16 protein-coding genes and 2 pseudogenes are annotated in these 16,679 nt (G+C 59.1%); 9 read left to right on the top strand and 9 right to left on the bottom strand.

The features are described 5' to 3' along the window. Window positions 1-174: 174 nt before the first annotated feature. The 3 genes from J2857_RS23255 to J2857_RS23245 all read right to left on the bottom strand — a co-directional run bounded on the left by J2857_RS23255 (window position 175) and on the right by J2857_RS23245 (window position 3,144). On the bottom strand, window positions 175-1,041 hold the full coding sequence (locus J2857_RS23255; protein WP_210012492.1) for a helix-turn-helix transcriptional regulator: 867 nt from the start codon (window positions 1,039-1,041) through the stop codon (window positions 175-177). A gap of 1,018 nt (window positions 1,042-2,059) precedes the next feature. Beyond that, window positions 2,060-2,569, bottom strand: a complete 510-nt coding sequence (locus J2857_RS23250) for an Hsp20/alpha crystallin family protein (RefSeq protein WP_210012491.1) — start codon at window positions 2,567-2,569, stop codon at window positions 2,060-2,062. Window positions 2,570-2,667: 98 nt separating this feature from the next. Beyond that, a complete protein-coding gene (locus J2857_RS23245; RefSeq protein ID WP_210012490.1) occupies window positions 2,668-3,144 on the bottom strand; it encodes an Hsp20 family protein in 477 nt (158 codons plus the stop codon). Between the two features lie 228 nt (window positions 3,145-3,372). On the opposite strand from J2857_RS23245, the gene J2857_RS23240 reads away from it, so the two are divergent. Continuing rightward, complete coding sequence (locus J2857_RS23240) at window positions 3,373-3,594, top strand: hypothetical protein (RefSeq protein ID WP_210012489.1); 222 nt, start codon at window positions 3,373-3,375, stop codon at window positions 3,592-3,594. Window positions 3,595-3,639: 45 nt separating this feature from the next. Here the strand turns inward: J2857_RS23240 and J2857_RS23235 are convergent, their stop codons facing one another. The 5 genes from J2857_RS23235 to groES form a co-directional block, all read right to left on the bottom strand. Beyond that, on the bottom strand, window positions 3,640-5,844 hold the full coding sequence (locus J2857_RS23235; RefSeq protein ID WP_210012488.1) for an amylo-alpha-1,6-glucosidase: 2,205 nt from the start codon (window positions 5,842-5,844) through the stop codon (window positions 3,640-3,642). Between the two features lie 15 nt (window positions 5,845-5,859). Beyond that, a complete protein-coding gene (locus J2857_RS23230; RefSeq protein WP_210012487.1) occupies window positions 5,860-6,954 on the bottom strand; it encodes a glycosyltransferase family 4 protein in 1,095 nt (364 codons plus the stop codon). Window positions 6,955-7,042: 88 nt separating this feature from the next. Further along, a complete protein-coding gene (locus tag J2857_RS23225; protein WP_210012486.1) occupies window positions 7,043-7,453 on the bottom strand; it encodes a hypothetical protein in 411 nt (136 codons plus the stop codon). A gap of 100 nt (window positions 7,454-7,553) precedes the next feature. Further along, on the bottom strand, window positions 7,554-9,182 hold the full coding sequence (gene groL / locus J2857_RS23220) for a chaperonin GroEL (protein ID WP_210012485.1): 1,629 nt from the start codon (window positions 9,180-9,182) through the stop codon (window positions 7,554-7,556). 50 nt (window positions 9,183-9,232) lie between these two features. Further along, window positions 9,233-9,547: a co-chaperone GroES gene (gene groES, locus J2857_RS23215; protein ID WP_097595821.1), complete on the bottom strand. Its 315-nt coding sequence runs from the start codon at window positions 9,545-9,547 to the stop codon at window positions 9,233-9,235. Window positions 9,548-9,824: 277 nt separating this feature from the next. Between groES and J2857_RS23210 the strand changes: the two genes are divergently transcribed. Together J2857_RS23210 and J2857_RS23205 are read left to right on the top strand one after the other, a co-directional pair. Continuing rightward, a complete protein-coding gene (locus J2857_RS23210; protein ID WP_210012484.1) occupies window positions 9,825-10,097 on the top strand; it encodes an usg protein in 273 nt (90 codons plus the stop codon). A gap of 98 nt (window positions 10,098-10,195) precedes the next feature. Next, window positions 10,196-10,486, top strand: a complete 291-nt coding sequence (locus J2857_RS23205; RefSeq protein ID WP_210012483.1) for a hypothetical protein — start codon at window positions 10,196-10,198, stop codon at window positions 10,484-10,486. Window positions 10,487-11,268: 782 nt separating this feature from the next. Here the strand turns inward: J2857_RS23205 and J2857_RS31510 are convergent. Continuing rightward, window positions 11,269-11,490: pseudogene (locus J2857_RS31510) on the bottom strand (hypothetical protein); the annotation flags it as partial. A 44-nt stretch (window positions 11,491-11,534) separates the two neighbouring features. On the opposite strand from J2857_RS31510, the gene J2857_RS23200 reads away from it, so the two are divergent. The 6 genes and pseudogenes from J2857_RS23200 to J2857_RS31010 form a co-directional block, all read left to right on the top strand. Continuing rightward, window positions 11,535-12,428, top strand: coding sequence for an SDR family oxidoreductase (locus J2857_RS23200; RefSeq protein ID WP_210012482.1), 894 nt, complete (start codon window positions 11,535-11,537; stop codon window positions 12,426-12,428). A gap of 266 nt (window positions 12,429-12,694) precedes the next feature. Continuing rightward, on the top strand, window positions 12,695-14,215 hold the full coding sequence (locus J2857_RS23195; protein WP_210012481.1) for an ATPase domain-containing protein: 1,521 nt from the start codon (window positions 12,695-12,697) through the stop codon (window positions 14,213-14,215). Continuing rightward, window positions 14,199-15,890 carry an ATP-binding protein gene (locus J2857_RS23190; protein ID WP_210012480.1) on the top strand — a complete coding sequence of 564 codons (1,692 nt, stop codon included), beginning with the start codon at window positions 14,199-14,201 and terminating at the stop codon, window positions 15,888-15,890. Before J2857_RS23195 ends, J2857_RS23190 begins: the two co-directional genes overlap by 17 nt. A 167-nt stretch (window positions 15,891-16,057) precedes the next feature. Then, window positions 16,058-16,372, top strand: a complete 315-nt coding sequence (locus J2857_RS31020; RefSeq protein ID WP_245363767.1) for a PAS domain-containing protein — start codon at window positions 16,058-16,060, stop codon at window positions 16,370-16,372. Further along, window positions 16,372-16,578 carry a hypothetical protein gene (locus tag J2857_RS31015; protein ID WP_245363765.1) on the top strand — a complete coding sequence of 69 codons (207 nt, stop codon included), beginning with the start codon at window positions 16,372-16,374 and terminating at the stop codon, window positions 16,576-16,578. Before J2857_RS31020 ends, J2857_RS31015 begins: the two co-directional genes overlap by 1 nt. A 26-nt stretch (window positions 16,579-16,604) precedes the next feature. Beyond that, window positions 16,605-16,679: pseudogene (locus J2857_RS31010) on the top strand (IS6 family transposase); the annotation flags it as partial.

Genomic DNA, 16,679 nt, shown 5'->3' with positions numbered 1-16,679 from the left:
CGAAACGGTCAGTGGTTGATGATATCGAAGGTCGACGCGTAGCGGTCTTCGCGCTCGGCCGTCGGCCACGAACTAAGGAAACAGAGAACCGGGATCGCACAGATTCAGACAGACCTTTGCAGTTTCGGTCATATTTGACGATCCCGACGCCCTGCGGATCGAGAAGCGGGGGGATCAAGCGGTTGGGCGCCCGATTTCACCAGGGGTCTGACCAAGAAGGCGGCGCATTGTCGTCGCCATGTGGCTCTGATGAGCGAAACCAGCAGCAAGTGCAATCTGACTGGCAGGCATCGTCGTGGTGGCGATCAGCGCACGTGCATATTCGACCCTGCGGCGGATAACATACTGATGCACGGGTGTTCCGGTGCTGTTGCGGAACAGAGACTTGAGCCGCGTGGAACTGACCCCGGCCACGGAAGCCAGATCGGCAAGATGGAGCTTCTGATCGAGATTGGTTTCGATGAACTCAATGAGTATCCTCAACTGCCGCGTAGACATTTTGGGGCCGCTTTCGGCGTGGGTCCGTGCTTTCCCTAATGTGGCGATCTCGATCAAACGAACAGCCAATGCGTTCGCCAGAAGATCGATGTAAAGCGGATCGGAGGGCGTATCTGCTTCCAGATCGGCCTTTATGGCCCAGCCGATCGCTTCTATACGAGCATCACGCAGTTGAAGCCGGGGGACGAGATCGATTTTATGGATATCTCGTCGAAGCTCCTGCGCGACTTGATCGATCAATGTGGGGCGCAAAGTCAGTCGCAGGATCTGGCAGGCAGCATCATCCTCCCAGATGCCGTCTACGCCGGCCGGGATGAAATCAATGTCGCCGGGTTTCTGCACCCCCCGTCTCCGCGAGCCGCCTACCAGACAGTCCGCATTAACGGGCGGTCCGAAGTGCATACCGAGGACGTGCAGTTCCCCACTCTGTGCCTGCGCTTGGCCGGCGGGGATCTGGACGAGGTCCGCTTCAAGCGAATTCCAGTTTCTCCCGGCACTGGAAAAGAGAACATCACGTTTTGGCTCGGACAGAAAATTATTCATGCGCCAAAACCCTCGCGCGCTACGGTCTGACGAAAATCAGATCCTTCAAACGGTATTGCAACCGCCCTCACAATGCGTCGCGGCGCTGCGTTCCGAAGGGATTGTCGATGATGTAGCGCCAAATCCCATCGTCACCGCGCCGTATAACGTCTGATGCCGCTCCCTTCATGTTAACTGTCGTGCCATCGAGAGCAATGCCATCGTACGACCAGTCGCAAATCAGAAGCGCGGTATCGCCAGTAGTAAACAGATGCGCTTCGCCATGTCCATCTGCAGCCCGAGAGATGCCTGTTACATGAAAGTTACATGAGGCACGACTCCGAAGATTTTTTTTGTAACGCGTTGAAAAACTTGGCGCATCCGACGCGCTTCGAACGCATGACCCCTTCCTTCGGAGGAACGCGAAAATAGAGGGGTCAGCCCTTCCGAGGGAAAACAACGTTGGGGGACTCCATTGAAATCGGCCAAAACTGTCTCGAGTTAATAGCTTCCAAGAAACCACCATCGGCCTGCAGGATGAGCAGCCGAGAGGTTCGATGGCCGTCGATGTAAAAGTACCGATCGCCTTTTTGGTCGGGGATGCGGAGCACTTTTATGACATGCCCTTGGGCGTCCTGACATAGGATTGCTTGAGTAGGATCTGGTGCCATCTCCACGATTCTCCCGCCTCGCCGAGAATGGAACAGCGGTTCGTACGAATCAACAAAATCCTCCCTTCAAAATACCACCATGGAAAATTTGCAGTTCCCGCGTTCTCCAGTGCCACGCTAAGGTAGCGTGCCGACCGGGGCCATCCTGATATCCGGCCGTACGCAATTCATGTCTTTCGCAACCTGTTCGCCGAGGCGAACGCCCGTATCAATCTGCGGCTACAGGCGACCGCAATTCTCTAAAATCGACGCTCGCTGCGCCGATTTTAGAGACCCAGAAATCGGGACTCGGTGCTGTGGTGTGTCGGTCATGTTGGCGAAGAATGCGTGGCGGAGGCCACCAGGCCACCGCCGCGCGCTCATCTCGATTAGCTCTTGATGGCGATGCGCTTGACCTGCGACTGGACCTTATCGGTCTTTGGCAAGGTGACAGTCAGCACGCCGTTTCTGAAAATGGCGCCGACCTTGTCTTGCTCGACTTCGACGCCAAGCGGGATGCGGCGCTCGAAACGGCCGTAGTAGCGCTCGGAGAACTGACGATCCTTGTCCTCGCTCTCGGAGCGCTTCTCGCCCTTCAGCGTCAGGATGCCGTCATTGAGCAGCACCTCGATGTCCTTCTCTTCAAGGCCGGGCATCTCGGCGGTCACCTTGATCTCCTTGTCGGTGTCGGAGATCTCGACGCTCGGCCAGCCGGCACTGAAGGCAGAAGCGCTGCCGAAGGCCGGCAGGCCGGAGCCAAAGCCGCGGAAGACGTCGTCGAACAGGCGATTGACCTCGCGATGCAGCGACAGGAAGGGATCCCGATCGTCGTCGCGCAAGAGACTTGGAACCTGGTGGCCATTGTTGCGGCCCCAGGGAATCAGATCACGAACACTCATGGTTTTCTCCTTTCTGTTGGTTCGATTGGCAAAGCTTTGCCGATGGCGCCGGACGATATGCCCGGCGCCATCTTTGCCAACTGTGCTGTTGCTGGAGCTTAAGCCGCCTGCTTCTCGGCCTCGATCTGCTTCGTCTCGGTCGTGGGCATAGCCATGTCGGTCGAAATCGCGATCTGGCGCGGTTTCATCGCTTCAGGGATTTCGCACTTGAGATCAATGGTCAGCAGACCGTTGACGAGACCGGCGCCGACAACCTTGACGTGATCGGCGAGTTCGAACCGGCGCTGGAACGAGCGGCCGGCGATGCCGCGATGCAGATATTGAACATCTTCGGCATTCGCCTTCTGGCCCGATACGACGAGCATGTTCTGCTCTTGGGTGATCGTCAGTTCGTCCTGCGAGAAGCCGGCTACCGCCATGGCGATGCGGTACTCGTCCTCACCGGTCTTGACGATATCGTAGGGCGGCCAGTTGTCGATCGTCTCGATGCGGCTTGCAGCCTCGAGCGCGTTCAGCATTCGGTCGAAGCCGATGCTCGACCGGAACAGGGGAGAAAAATCGAGGTTTGTCCTCATAGCCATATCCTCCTTGTAAGCAACATGGATACAAGGAGACGCCAAGAGCACATGGCGCCTCCTGGACTTGTCGATCCCCATCGGGCAATCGAACAATATTGATATAATTCAGTAGGTTGCTGTTTCAAGAGGCGTGAAATTGCCCGACATGAAAAATTGATTTTTTGTTTTCCGTGACCAGATTTGCATGAGGCCAGATACGGTGAAGTCCAGAAAGGAGCAGCGGATATGACCATAACCTCAAATGATATCGTCGCCGTCCTCGGGCCTGTCGATGAAACGCTGGTGGCTCAAATCATCGCGACAGGTGCAACCCAGGCTGAACTCGCCGAGGCTTTTGCGTGGGCGAACGACGACGAGGCCATGATTGGCGAAGGGCGGCCTCTGCCGGCTGGCAAAGTCGCCGCCCTGATTGAACTGTTGGATGCAGATGAGGAAGAGCCCGAATAGGCTAAAGGTGGTCCCGCGCCATCTCGTATTGATTGCGCATGGCCCCTATGCGGTCGTGAGCACGCGCACATCGCCGCGGCGATCGATGACATCGACCACAACTTGTCGACCTGAGCGGCGAATGGCGACGTCGGCCGAGCCAGTACCAACCCGCAGGCGCCGTAAGACGACCTCATTGAGGAAAGCGGGTAGCCGTGGTTCGTTGAGGCTGATGAGCTGGGCATCCGGTTCGAAATCGAGACCTAGGCAAGACCGAAGCAACAGGAGAGGCGCTGCCGCCGCCCATGCCTGGGGCGAGCAGGCGACCGGATAGAAGGTCGGCCCCTGCGCGCGCTGGCGCGACATCCCGCAAAAGAGTTCGGGGAGCCGCCGCAGATCGATATAGGTCGACGCGGCAAACAAGCCCTCGAAAATCCGAGCGGCTTGGGCACGGTAGCCATAACGAGCGAGGCCGCTGGCAATCAAGGCATTATCATGCGGCCAGATCGAGCCGTTATGATAGCTCATCGGATTGTACCGCGCTTCGGTCGACGGGATTGTGCGGATACCCCAGCCGCAGAAAGAGGAAGCGCCCATCAAGGTGTGGGCAACAACCTTCGCCCGTTCCGGATAGGCGATGCCGGTAAACAATGCATGGCCGGAATTCGAGGAGCGGACCCGGCAGGCGCGCTTTTCCCCGTCGAGCGCCAGTACGTAGGTGCCGAGTTCCTCGTCGAAGAAACTTACGTCGAAGGCGCGACGCAGGCCTTCCGCCCTTGCCTGGAATTCTGCCGCCCGTTCCGGCCGCCCGAGCCGGCGAAAGATCTCCGCCGCGGCCTGCCAGGCGCCATAGACATAGGCCTGCACCTCCGCGATCGCGATTGGGCCCTTGGCGAGTGTCCCGTCGGAATGAAACACGGAGTCGTGGCTGTCTTTCCAAGCCTGGTTGATCAGCCCTTCTTCCGTCTGCCGACCATATTCGACGAAACCGTCGCCGTCGCGGTCACCATGCTCGTTGATCCAGGTCAGGGCCGCCTCGATATTTGGGAGGATGGTTTCGAGGGTAGCAAGGTCCCCCGTGCGCTTGAGGTATTCACCTGCCAGCATTACAAACAGGGGCGTCGAATCAATGCTGCCGTAATAGCGCCGGAAGGGAACCTCACCGAGTTCCGCCATTTCGCCGTAGCGCACTTCGTGCAGGATTTTGCCAGGTTCGGCATCAGAAGCGGCGTTGATCTCCGTCGCCTGGTTGGCAGCTAGGTGTCCAAGCACCCCGCGAGCGATCTGCGGATCGAACCAGAGCGTTTCCAGCGCGGTGATCAGTGCATCGCGGCCGAAGACCGTGCTGAACCACGGGATGCCGGCATAAGGGTACGGACCTTCCGGCGTGTCGGTCATCAGCATATAAAGGTCGGAGACACTGCGGCGGGCCAACTCGTTGAAGATCTCGTTGGACGTCGCGATCGATGCCGCACGCGCTGACGAGGCACGCAAGGCGCGGCGCGCGTCCCGCAAGGCAAGAAAAAACGAACGGTGGCCCGGCCGCCCGGCCGCAGCCTGATCGCAGCCGACCTCGATAAAGAGTGACCGAGCCTCGTGCGGCTCAAGATGGAGATCATAGGCAACGAGATCATCGCGAACTTCGTCCGGCCGCGGATCGAAGGAAATGTGGGTTGATCGCTGACGTTCGTCCAGACCGATGTAGGACAGAAGGACCCCGTCCCTTTCTTTAACGATGGGAACGGGGCGGCCCTTCTTTGCTCTCACGGTTCCGCGCACTTCGAAGAGATCGGCAAAATCGGCCCCAAACGCGATTTCGATGCGAATGTGCTGACGCCGGTCGTCGTAATTACGAATACTCAACCGTTCGAAGCAGCCGGCATTCCAGAGGAAGCGGGTCCTGCGCAGGTGGACAAGGTCATGCGCGAGCGAGAGCTTGCCCTTGTGATCGAATATATCGGGGTTGGTGAGGTCACAGGTCAACGTCGCGTTGTCGTCGCGCAGCGTCGACGACAGAAGCATCGGCCGTTTGCCATTGATCGTCAGGTGAAGATGGGAGAGATAACGTGTATCCCGATGAAACAAGCCCTCCGGACTGCATGGTCCGGAAAGCACATCGCCATTGTGGTCGAAGACGGCGAAGGTATCGCCGTGCTTCAAGGTGCGCGGCCGTCGCTCCTGCAGCGACGCGGTGGCCGGAATGAAAAACTGCGCGATCGGCGCTTGGCTTGCTGCCGTCACGGAATCGCCGTCTGCCGAAGCGACCGACATTTGATGGCCTCCCTTTTACGCCACGATCTGAAGATCGAGGCCTTGACCATTGGTGCGGCGCAACGGTGCTGCCTTCATGCGCACACCGGGCAGGTTGCGGTAGATATCGAGATAATCCCGCGCCATCCGTTCAGCGCTGAACCGCTTCTCGAATGTGGCGCGCACCTTCTTCCGATCCATTCGCAGAGCCCATTCGACGTTTTCGGCCGCTTCCGTCACGCTGTCCACGAGTATCCCCGAGACACCATTGTCAATCACCTCTGGCACCGAGCCCCATCCGAATGCGATGACGGGCGTGCCGCAGGCCATCGCCTCGATCATGACAAGGCCGAAGGGCTCCGGCCAGTCGATCGGAAACAGCAGGGCACCGGCATTGCCCAGGAAGGCAGCCTTCTGATGCTCGTTAATTTCGCCGATGAACTCGACATTTGCATGGCTCTTCACCAACGGCTCGATCACCGTTTCCCAGTAGGCCATGTCGGCATTGTCGATCTTGGCGGCGATCTTCAACGGCATGCCGACCTTCGTGGCGATTTCGATTGCCCGGTCCGGACGCTTCTCCGGCGATATCCGCCCGAGGAATGCAAGATAATTCCCCTTGGGTTCTTCGGTGAACGGAAGAAGATTGGCGGGCAGGCCATGATAGACCGTCCCGGACCAGTTGACCGGAGGCATCGGGCCACGCTGATCGTTGGAGATCGACACCAACGGAATATCGGGAAATGCCCTGTAGAAGGGCTTGAGGTCCGGCAAGTCCAGCCGCCCGTGCAAGGTCGTGACGGTGCGATCAGCAAAATCCCGGATCAGCGGGAAATGTAGAAGATCGATGTGGAAGTGGAGAACGTCGAATTCGTGCGCGCGGCGGCGGATTTCCTCCAGCATCACGACCTGATGCGGCAGGTGGTCCCTGACGGCCGGGTTGAGCCGCAGCGCGACGTCTGAGCAGGGCGCCAGCTTGGCATCGGTGACGGAATCGCCGCTGGCAAAGAGGGTCACGTCATGGCCCTGGGCCACAAGTTCTTCGGTGAGATAGGAAACAATCCGTTCGGTTCCTCCATAAAGCTTGGGCGGAACACTTTCGGCAAGCGGCGCGATCTGAGCGATCTTCATCGGCAAAACCTCCTCGAATGAGCAAAGAGTCGTCGGTAAAAATCAGATCCGCATCCTCTACGAGGCACGCGGCAGGCAAGTGGAATGTCTACATCTCGAATGGCTGTCGGCGACGTCCTCCTCTTCGGTAGCTGCACAGGCCAAAGCCGCCAAACCGGCGGGCCTGCGGTCTCTGGCGACGGGCCCTGTCGGCGTTGAAGGGAGCGGACGGACCTCGGTGCCGGCTGCTGCCATCCACTTTGTCCAAAGTCTTCAGCGCCTCAATGATCTCGTCATAGGTGACTGCTTCATCGGTTCCGGGATAAAGACGAAGAGCCGGGATGGACTCGATGGCGAAGATATCGGATGCCCAGGAAGCGAGAATTGCCCGCTTCTCATCATTGCCGATGTCCCTGGCGGCAAGGACGTCATGCGGGTGGTCGAAATGTTTGGCCGGATGAAGCAGATGCGCAGCAGTAGCGTGCTCCGGAAGTGAATTACTGTACGTTTCCTTTCTCATGTGTTGGCTCCATTGATAAGATCGATGGGCTCGTTGAGCGGCGGCTTTGGGATCTCGAATTGGCTCGCCCCGGGCGAATGGGGCGAGCCATGATGATTGCTTAGAAGTCCATGCCGGCGCCGGCAGGCAGGGCCGGAGCTGCTTCCTTCTTCGGCTTTTCGGCGATCATTGCTTCGGTGGTCACCAGAAGGCCGGCGACGGAGGCTGCATCTTGGAGTGCGGCGCGCACGACCTTGGCGGGATCAATGACGCCCTGTGCGTAGAGATCTCCGTATTCACCGCTCTGGGCGTTCCAGCCGTAGGAGAACTCGGCCTTTTCGCGCAGCTTTCCGACGATCACAGAACCTTCAGCGCCAGCGTTTTCTGCGATCTGCCGGACAGGAGCCTCGATTGCGCGACGGACGATGTCGACGCCGACACGCTGATCCTGGTTGGCGGTACCGAGATTGTCGAGCGCCTTGACGGCCCGCAGGAGCGCTACGCCGCCGCCTGGCAGGATGCCTTCCTCGACAGCCGCGCGGGTCGCATGCAACGCGTCGTCGACACGGTCCTTCTTTTCCTTGACCTCAACTTCCGTCGAACCGCCGACGCGGATCACGGCAACGCCGCCGGCAAGCTTGGCAAGACGTTCCTGCAGCTTTTCGCGGTCGTAGTCTGAGGTGGTTTCCTCGATCTGGGCGCGGATCTGCGCCACGCGACCGTCGATCTCGGCCTTCGATCCGACGCCATCGATGATGGTGGTGTTCTCCTTCTCGATCGCCACCTTCTTGGCGCGGCCAAGCATATTGAGCGTGACGTTTTCGAGCTTGATGCCGACGTCTTCGGAGATGACAGTCCCGCCCGTGAGGATGGCGATGTCTTCGAGCATGGCCTTGCGGCGGTCGCCGAAGCCCGGAGCCTTGACGGCAGCGATCTTGAGACCGCCACGCAGCTTGTTGACGACGAGCGTCGCAAGAGCTTCGCCTTCGACGTCTTCAGCGATAATGAGCAGCGGCTTGCCGGACTGCACGACGGCCTCCAGGACCGGTAGCATCGATTGCAGATTGGAAAGCTTCTTCTCGTGGATCAGGATATAGGGATCCTCGAACTCGACGCGCATCTTCTCGGCATTGGTCACAAAGTAGGGGCTGAGATAACCGCGGTCGAACTGCATGCCTTCGACGACTTCAAGTTCGGTTTCAGCCGTCTTAGCTTCTTCGACGGTGATGACGCCCTCGTTGCCGACCTTCTCCATGGCCTCGGCGAGATAGCGGCCGATCTCCTCGTCGCCATTGGCCGAGATGGTGCCGACTTGGGCGATCTCTGCGTTATTGGAGATCTTGCGCGCGTTGGCTTTCAATTCCTTGACGACGGCGTCGACGGCCAGATCGATACCGCGCTTTAAGTCCATAGGGTTCATGCCGGAGGCCACCGCCTTGGCACCTTCCTTGACGATTGCCTGGGCAAGAACGGTGGCAGTCGTGGTGCCGTCGCCGGCAATGTCGTTGGTCTTTGAAGCGACCTCGCGCAGCATCTGCGCGCCCATGTTCTCGAACTTGTCTTCCAGCTCGATTTCCTTGGCGACCGAAACACCATCCTTGGTGATGCGCGGAGCGCCGAAGGACTTGTCGATAACGACGTTGCGGCCTTTGGGGCCGAGCGTCACCTTGACGGCATTGGCCAGCACATCGACCCCACGCAGCATGCGTTCACGGGCATCGGTGTTGAATTTGACTTCTTTCGCAGCCATTTTTTCACTCCTTCAATAGGCAGCTTAGTTTGACTGATGGATAAGGCGCCTCAGGCGGCTTGTCTCTGCTCGGCCTGGGCTTCGATGATGCCCATCACATCGCTTTCCTTCATGATCAGCAGGTCTTCGCCGTTGATCTTGATCTCGGTGCCGGACCACTTGCCGAACAGGATGCGGTCGCCGGCCTTGACGTCGAGCGCTTGGATCTGACCGGCCTCGTTGCGGGCGCCGGGGCCCACGGCGATGACCTCGCCTTCCTGCGGCTTTTCCTTGGCGGTGTCGGGGATAATGATTCCGCCCTTGGTCTTTTCTTCGGATTCGACCCGGCGGACGAGAATGCGATCATGAAGCGGTCGGAACGACATGTTTTCCTCCGTTGGACAAAAAAGATGACGCTTATTCCCCTACCCGGACCGGATAACCAGTCCGGGCGGGTGCGAACCTCGTCTGAGCGCTCGCGCGAAAAATCTATTTTCGACCTTTTTCGATTTCAAGAGGTCAGACCGAGAAAATTAGCACTCATGCTAAGCGGCTGCTAACGCGCTGTAAAGGAACAATAAACTGAGTTGATGCGTTCAGAAATCCGTTGATGGCCGCAGAATTTTGCGCCACTTTCGCAATATCGTGAAACGGAGATGAAGCATGCGATTTTCATCGGATTTGGAGCGCCAACTCAACGGATATGGTCTCACCACCGCGCACATCCTCTACCGCATTCCCGATTTCGAGAGCGTCCTGCAGACCTATGTCTGGCAGGATTACGATCTGGCACCGGATTTTCCGGAAATGCAGAAGTTCCTTGAGTTCTGGGAGGCCAATCTCGACGGGGCGCTGCATTCCGTCCGCTACAGCCATCAGCGCCTGATCGGGCCGAACGAATGGCGGCGCGTCGAAGGCGAATTCAAGCTTCACTGAGGTCTTGAAACCCAAATTTTCGCTTCCTAGCTCTTTGCGCGATCGAGGCTCCGATGAGCTCGGTCACTATCCCACGTCTATCCGGAGTGAGATCGAGAATGGAAGAGAAGATAAAAATCATCAAAGACCTGAGCATCGAGGAACGGGAAGAGGTCTTTGCCGATATCGCGCGCGTTCTGGAGGGAACTGCGCGCGAGGCATATGTTGAAGGTAACCGCGGCTTTGCCGTGCTTTCCGCGAATATGGCCGAGGCGATCCGTACCAATGCCGACGAACTGGCGCGCGACGATCTTCAGAACGCCGAGCGCGTGCTGCAGCAGGCAACGTCGGTGATCTCGCAGTTCAATGCCGTGCATCCCTATCGGATGGTGAGCCACGCACGCCACTAGAGATATGAAGAACTAGGTTTCAGACGTCTCCCATCAAGGTGGGAGCGAGCCTTTCTGACAGGCTCGTACAGCCTGTCGCCATGCGTCTCAGAAAGGATGGGATGTGCGCGGCGTGCTGGCTACCGGGCTCCGACTTGAATGGCTCGATCAACGTCTCAAGGAACGCAGGGTGCTAAAGGGCAATGCGGTCACGATTGCCGACGGTGACGGGATCATCCTGGCGCGTGATCCGTTCCGGAGCGTTTTGTCGGGACACACATCCCGGAGGTTTTTCAAGGTCTCATTCACGCACCGCCGCCGGGTGTCATTGAGGTGGTCAGCCGACCAAATATGGTGCGCTGTCGAACGAGGACGGCCGCATCGAAATCTCCTGGAGAGCGTCTGCGGGGAAGTCGTATTTCGGTGGGCGGAGAGGGGAGGGCCAGCTGTGATCGCTCCAAGCCGACAAGGCTTTGGCTCCCGCCTCATTCACGGAGCGTACCGAGCGCCTTCAGACAAGGTTTGCATTCGAGCTCGACGGCCTCGTTTTCGATCTGAGTTTCACCCTTGACGTCGTCAGCTAGGATTATGGGCGGCGATTTGCTGGCGACGTCACGTCGTGTCAATAGACGTGCCTTCGCCTCCGGGGAACCGAGCGACGTTGTTCGCGTTTCCTGCGAGCAACCGCGAGCGGGACAGGGCTTTACTATATGGACCAAAAACTACCGGGCGATGAAACGTGGGCAAAGCGATTTTCCAGCCGCTCGCTGGAAAATGCTCACATCCAGCGTCTGCAGTCATTCCCAGGCGCGACGTTCGGCTTCCTTCTCAGATACGCCGCGATCCTCGTAGCTCTCGGCGATGTGGTCTGCCTTGCTTTCCTGCTTATCGGTGTGCTTGGATTTGTCACCACGGGACATCGCACTTCCTCCTTGGTGATGATGAAAACGAACGCCGGCTTGTAGCGTTGGTTCCCAGTTAGGGAGACTGTCGCGGGAACAAAGGTATGGGCAGCACGTTCGCAAATTGCTCTCTTCGATCCAGCAACCACTAGAATTTCGGTGTCATCATGAACGATAAGCCCTCTTTGAGCGACCCTCGCAGTCTCTATCCCGCACCGCCTTTCCCCGGCCAGCCGCAGCACGCGCCAGGTCTTGCCCGCAAGATGGAGCCTACACCCGATCATGGGGAGGAAAGCTACCGCGGCTCGGGAAAACTCCACGGTCGCAAGGCACTCGTCACGGGCGGCGATTCTGGAATCGGCCGTGCGGCGGCTATCGCCTTTGCCCGCGAGGGGGCCGATGTCGCTATCGCCTACCTTCCGGAGGAGGAGGCGGACGCCAAGGAAGTGATTCGTTTGATCGAAGCAGAGGGCCGCAAGGCGGTCGCGCTGCCGGGCGATATCAAGGAGGAGGCATGGTGTCGGGAACTCGTCGATAAGACAGTCTCCGGTCTTGGCGGTCTCGATATTCTCGTCATCAATGCCGGGCGGCAGCAGTACCGCGAGACGATCGAGGAGTTGTCGAGCGACGATTTCGACAAGACGATGAAGACCAATCTCTATGCGCTGCACTGGATCGCGCAAACCGCCGTACCCCATATGCCAGCGGGATCTGCGGTGATCACCACAGCCTCGATTCAGGCCTATCAGCCGTCAGCGATCCTGCTCGACTATGCGACCACCAAAGCCGGCATCGTCGCCTACACCAAAGCGCTCGCCAAACAGCTGATCGAGCGTGGCATTCGCGCCAATGTCGTCGCACCCGGGCCGGTGTGGACGGTGCTGCAGCCAAGTGGCGGACAGCCGGACGAGAAGGTCAAGAATTTTGGCAAGGACAGCGATTTCGGTCGCCCCGGCCAGCCGGTCGAGCTGGCTCCGGTCTTCGTCCTTCTTGCTTCCCAGGAAGCCAGCTTCATCAATGGCGAGGTCTACGGTGTCACCGGCGGCAAGGGCGTCGCTTGATCGAACCATCTTCACAGGTCGACCATGTCGCAAGTACTAACTCTGAAACATGTCTCCGCGGGTGTCCTGAATATTGCCTATTGCGAGTCAGGTCGGGAGATGTCGTACCAACGATTCCATGCGATGCCCACGCCTGTGCGATGGGCCTCTCAATATCAGCGGCCCAGCACCGCCATCATAGCCAAAGCTCGCTATTCGGCCACTTGAGGCTCGACGCCTGCGATCTATATGCTTCTCACCTCTAAGTCACGCTGCACAGGTAGGACATGTCCGAAAGATCAGATGAAGTGGAGACCATCGACGCGCCGCGCATTTCCAGCGGTGTGGAAGGGCTTGATGTCATCCTTGAGGGTGGCGTGGATGAAAACCGCTTGTACCTCTACGAGGGCCGCCCCGGCACAGGCAAAACCACGATAGCTCTGCAATTCCTCCTCGAAGGCGTCCGGCAAGGGGAGCAGGTGCTGTATATCACGCTGTCGGAGACGGAACGCGAACTGCAACTTGTCGCCAAACGCCACGGCTGGTCCCTCGACGGCGTCACCCTCTTCGAGCTTGTTCCTCCAGAAACGACGCTCGATCCGGATCGCGAGCTGACGGTGTTTCATCCGGCGGAGATGGAACTGAACGAGACGACGAAGCTCATCCTCGACCGGGTGTCCGAGCTCAACCCGAAGCGGGTCGTCATCGACAGCCTATCCGAGTTGCGTCTGCTTGCCCATAGTCCTCTACGATATCGGCGACAAGTGCTTGCGCTGAAGCACTATTTCACCAGCCGGCAATGTACAGTCATTCTTCTCGACGATTTGTCGTCTCAGCAAAACGACCTTCAGCTTCATTCCATTGCGCACGGTGTCGTCTTGCTGGAGCAGACCGCGATCGATTACGGCGCGGAGCGGCGGCGTCTGCGGGTCGTAAAAATGCGCGGCGTCAAGTTTCGCGGGGGCTATCATGATTTTATCATCGAGAAGGGCGGGCTCCACGTCTTCCCCCGGCTGATCGCAGCGGATCACCATCTTGCGTTTGAAGAGGAGTTTACCTCAAGCGGCATCGCTGAACTCGATCAGATGCTGGGTGGCGGGCTCGAACGGGGGACAAACGCCTTGTTTCTCGGCGCGGCCGGTGTAGGCAAGTCGTCGCTCGCGCTGACCTATGCGTTGGCAGCTGCCGACCGGGGCGAGCACGCCGTCATTTACGCTTTCGACGAAGGACGAGGAACCCTGCAGGCGCGAGCCAGGACTCTCGGCTTCAATTTGCAGAAACATCTGCAAAGCGGGATGATCCGCTTGCAGCAGATCGATCCGGCGGAAATGTCGCCGGGCGAGTTTACGGCCAACGTCCAGAGAAGCGTCGAGAACGACGGTGCCCGCGTCATCGTCATCGACAGCTTGAACGGCTACATGAATGCAATGCCGGACGAGCGTTTCCTGATCCTGCAGATGCACGAATTGCTGACCTATCTCGGTCAGCGCGGTGTCATGACGATCCTTGTTCTCGCTCAACATGGGCTCGTCGGTCCTCTTGAAGCGCCGCTCGACCTGAGCTACCTGAGCGATGCCGTTGTGATGCTGCGTTATTTCGAGGTGCACGGCACGGTTCGCCGTGCGATCTCCGTCGTCAAAAAGCGAAGCGGCAAGCACGAGCATAGCGTGAGAGAGTTCAGTCTGTCCGATAAGGGTATACGGCTTGGGCCACCGACGGCCGGCTTCATTGGCGTGCTGGCTGGATCGCCCCATTTTACCGCGGCTCCAGCAGTGAGTTCAGCTGACGGACATGATAGCGTTAAGTGACTTCCAGCCCGAATCCGTTCTCGTCTTTGCTCCGATAGGTAGGGATGCGGCGGCTTCGGTCGACCTCCTCGTTCGCAGCGGAATTCCTGCCAAAGCATGCGGCGATCTTTCCGCGTTTGTGAGAGCACTTGAAGCCGGCGCATCAGCAGCGTTTCTTGCCGAAGAAGCGCTATTTGGAACACATGCCAGCTCGTTATACAAATGGGTCGCCGACCAGCCACCGTGGTCGGATCTCCCCTTCATCCTCCTGACAAGCCGCCAGGAACAAATGGGCATCGAAGCATGGCGGCAGGACCTGATTGCCAGGTTACGCAATGTGGCTCTTCTGGAGCGGCCGGTCCAGGCGTTGACGCTCGTCAGTGCCTTGCAATCGGCGATTCGGGCCAGGAAGCGGCAGTTGCAGCTGCGCGCACTGCTGGAGGAACGCGAGCGTTCGGCACAGCAGCTTGAGCAACTCGTCGTGGCCCGAACACAGGAGCTCGAAGCGGCCAACACCGCTCTGCGAGCCCAGATGCGCGTCCGGGCCGAGGTCGAGGAGAAACTTCGTCAGGCGCAGAAGATCGAAGCAATCGGCCAGTTGACGGGTGGCGTTGCGCACGACTTCAACAACCTGCTCATGGTTATTTCCGGCGGCCTCGAAATGCTTGACCGGCAGGCGGACCCGGCGAGGCGCAAGCGGCTGATGGACGGCATGCGGCAGGCTGCTGAAAGAGGATCGGGCCTGACACGACAGCTGCTGGCTTTCTCCCGGCGTCAGGAGCTCAAACCGCAAACCGTCGACCTGGCGCGCCAGATCGGCGGTATGCGCGAGTTGCTCGACCGGAGCTTAAGGGGCGACGTCCACGTTGTCATTGATCTCTCACCAGATCTGTGGCCGGTCGAGGTCGATGCCAGCGAACTCGAACTCGTGGTTTTGAACCTCGCGGTCAATGCGCGCGACGCGATGCCGAACGGGGGCACGATTAAGATTACTGCTGAGAATGAGGCGGCATGGGCAGAACCCAGCGGTCAAGGAGACTTTGTCCGCCTCGTCATCGCCGACGATGGCTGCGGAATGACGCCTGAAGTGCAGGCGAGGGTATTCGAGCCTTTCTTCACGACGAAGGACGTCGGCAAGGGGTCGGGCCTTGGTCTCGCTCAGGTTCACGGGTTTGCTCAGCAGTCCGGCGGGAAGATAGAGATCGAAAGTGCAGTGGGGAAAGGAACCACGATCTCGCTGTTGTTGCCGCGCTCCCCGAATCGTCCTGCGTCTGATCAGCACCACCTGGTCGATCTGCATGTCGCGAGCCGGCGGGCAGAACCTGCCGGCAACATCCTGTTGGTCGAAGATGACGACGAAGTCGCGGCGCTCGTTGCTGAGATGCTCGACGAGCTGGGATTTCAGGTGGTGCGGGCCGCGACGGCTGCAGCTGCACTTGGCGCGTTGGCCAACGGCCGCACCGTCGACCTCGTGTTCTCCGACATCATGATGCCAGGCGGCATGAACGGTGTGGAACTCGCGAAGGAGATCCGCCTGCGTCGCAACGATCTGCCCATCCTGCTGACCAGCGGTTATTCGGAGGCAGCCAAACAAGCGGCGGAGGCCCAGGGGATCAAAATCCTGCGCAAACCCTATCAACTGGCCGAGCTCGAAGAGGCGCTCCGGCGAACCATGGCCGGTGGAGACAGCAGTTGAGCCTGCGACCTACAAGAACGGGGGTGGCTCGACAGCGATCGGAGCATCGATCACGCGCCAACTCCTGCCGCTTGCCCATTGCTTGAATTCTCGCCACATCTTTTCAATGCAAACCAAGGGTGTTGTGTCGCGCCGCGCGATCTTCACCGCAACGACCAGGCCATAGAATGAACACTGCCTCCCGATTCCCCGCCGAACGCCTCCAGCAGGTGCTCGACAGCGCCGTTGATACCGGGATCATCAGGCTCGACGTCAATGGCACAATCACCGGCTGGAGCAAGGGCGCCGAAGCCCTCCTGGGTTGGTCGCAAGACGAAATGCTCGGCGAGACCCTGGTGGCGATCTTTCCGCCGGAAGGAGCCGCCGCGCTCCTCGGGGCGGAACTGGCCTACGCCAGGTCCAAGGGAAAGGGAAGCGGCGAAGGGTGGCGGTTGCAGAAAGGCGGTGGCCGCATCTGGGCCGTCGGCGAGACGCCCCGATAATGGATGATGAGAGAAAGCTTGTCGGTTTCGTGAAAGTGTTGCGGGATCGCACCGAGCAGCGCGAGACCGAGATGGCGCTGCGGGAGCGTACCCGCGCGCTCGAGATCCTCAATCGATCCGGAGCAGACCTCGCGCGCGAAGACGACCTTGAGAAGGTGGTCCAGCTGGTGACGGACGCCGGTGTCGAGCTGGCATCTTCAACTTAACGAAGCATGGACTAGGATGCTCGGCCATGACTGACCGAGATCCTCTTTACCGCCGCCATCGTTTTCCCGCCGAAATCATCGGCCATGCCGTATGGCTCTAT

Origin of the sequence: Neorhizobium galegae (genome assembly GCF_017877055.1) — a bacterium.
GTDB lineage: Bacteria > Pseudomonadota > Alphaproteobacteria > Rhizobiales > Rhizobiaceae > Neorhizobium > Neorhizobium galegae_D.
Note: the sequence above shows the minus strand (reverse complement) of the source record. Positions and strands in the feature narration are given on the sequence as shown.

What these genes read in the sequence shown, in the direction of transcription:
- J2857_RS23240 (WP_210012489.1), top strand. Translation starts at nt 3,373, where the DNA reads ATGACCATAACCTCAAATGATATCGTCGCCGTCCTCGGGCCTGTCGAT.
- J2857_RS23200 (WP_210012482.1), top strand. Translation starts at nt 11,535, where the DNA reads ATGAACGATAAGCCCTCTTTGAGCGACCCTCGCAGTCTCTATCCCGCA.
- groL (WP_210012485.1), bottom strand. Translation starts at nt 9,182, where the DNA reads ATGGCTGCGAAAGAAGTCAAATTCAACACCGATGCCCGTGAACGCATG.
- J2857_RS23205 (WP_210012483.1), top strand. Translation starts at nt 10,196, where the DNA reads ATGGAAGAGAAGATAAAAATCATCAAAGACCTGAGCATCGAGGAACGG.
- J2857_RS23250 (WP_210012491.1), bottom strand. Translation starts at nt 2,569, where the DNA reads ATGAGTGTTCGTGATCTGATTCCCTGGGGCCGCAACAATGGCCACCAG.
- J2857_RS23210 (WP_210012484.1), top strand. Translation starts at nt 9,825, where the DNA reads ATGCGATTTTCATCGGATTTGGAGCGCCAACTCAACGGATATGGTCTC.
- J2857_RS23235 (WP_210012488.1), bottom strand. Translation starts at nt 5,844, where the DNA reads ATGTCGGTCGCTTCGGCAGACGGCGATTCCGTGACGGCAGCAAGCCAA.
- J2857_RS23255 (WP_210012492.1), bottom strand. Translation starts at nt 1,041, where the DNA reads ATGAATAATTTTCTGTCCGAGCCAAAACGTGATGTTCTCTTTTCCAGT.
- J2857_RS23245 (WP_210012490.1), bottom strand. Translation starts at nt 3,144, where the DNA reads ATGAGGACAAACCTCGATTTTTCTCCCCTGTTCCGGTCGAGCATCGGC.
- groES (WP_097595821.1), bottom strand. Translation starts at nt 9,547, where the DNA reads ATGTCGTTCCGACCGCTTCATGATCGCATTCTCGTCCGCCGGGTCGAA.
- J2857_RS23190 (WP_210012480.1), top strand. Translation starts at nt 14,199, where the DNA reads ATGATAGCGTTAAGTGACTTCCAGCCCGAATCCGTTCTCGTCTTTGCT.
- J2857_RS23230 (WP_210012487.1), bottom strand. Translation starts at nt 6,954, where the DNA reads ATGAAGATCGCTCAGATCGCGCCGCTTGCCGAAAGTGTTCCGCCCAAG.
- J2857_RS23195 (WP_210012481.1), top strand. Translation starts at nt 12,695, where the DNA reads ATGTCCGAAAGATCAGATGAAGTGGAGACCATCGACGCGCCGCGCATT.
- J2857_RS31015 (WP_245363765.1), top strand. Translation starts at nt 16,372, where the DNA reads ATGGATGATGAGAGAAAGCTTGTCGGTTTCGTGAAAGTGTTGCGGGAT.
- J2857_RS23225 (WP_210012486.1), bottom strand. Translation starts at nt 7,453, where the DNA reads ATGAGAAAGGAAACGTACAGTAATTCACTTCCGGAGCACGCTACTGCT.
- J2857_RS31020 (WP_245363767.1), top strand. Translation starts at nt 16,058, where the DNA reads ATGAACACTGCCTCCCGATTCCCCGCCGAACGCCTCCAGCAGGTGCTC.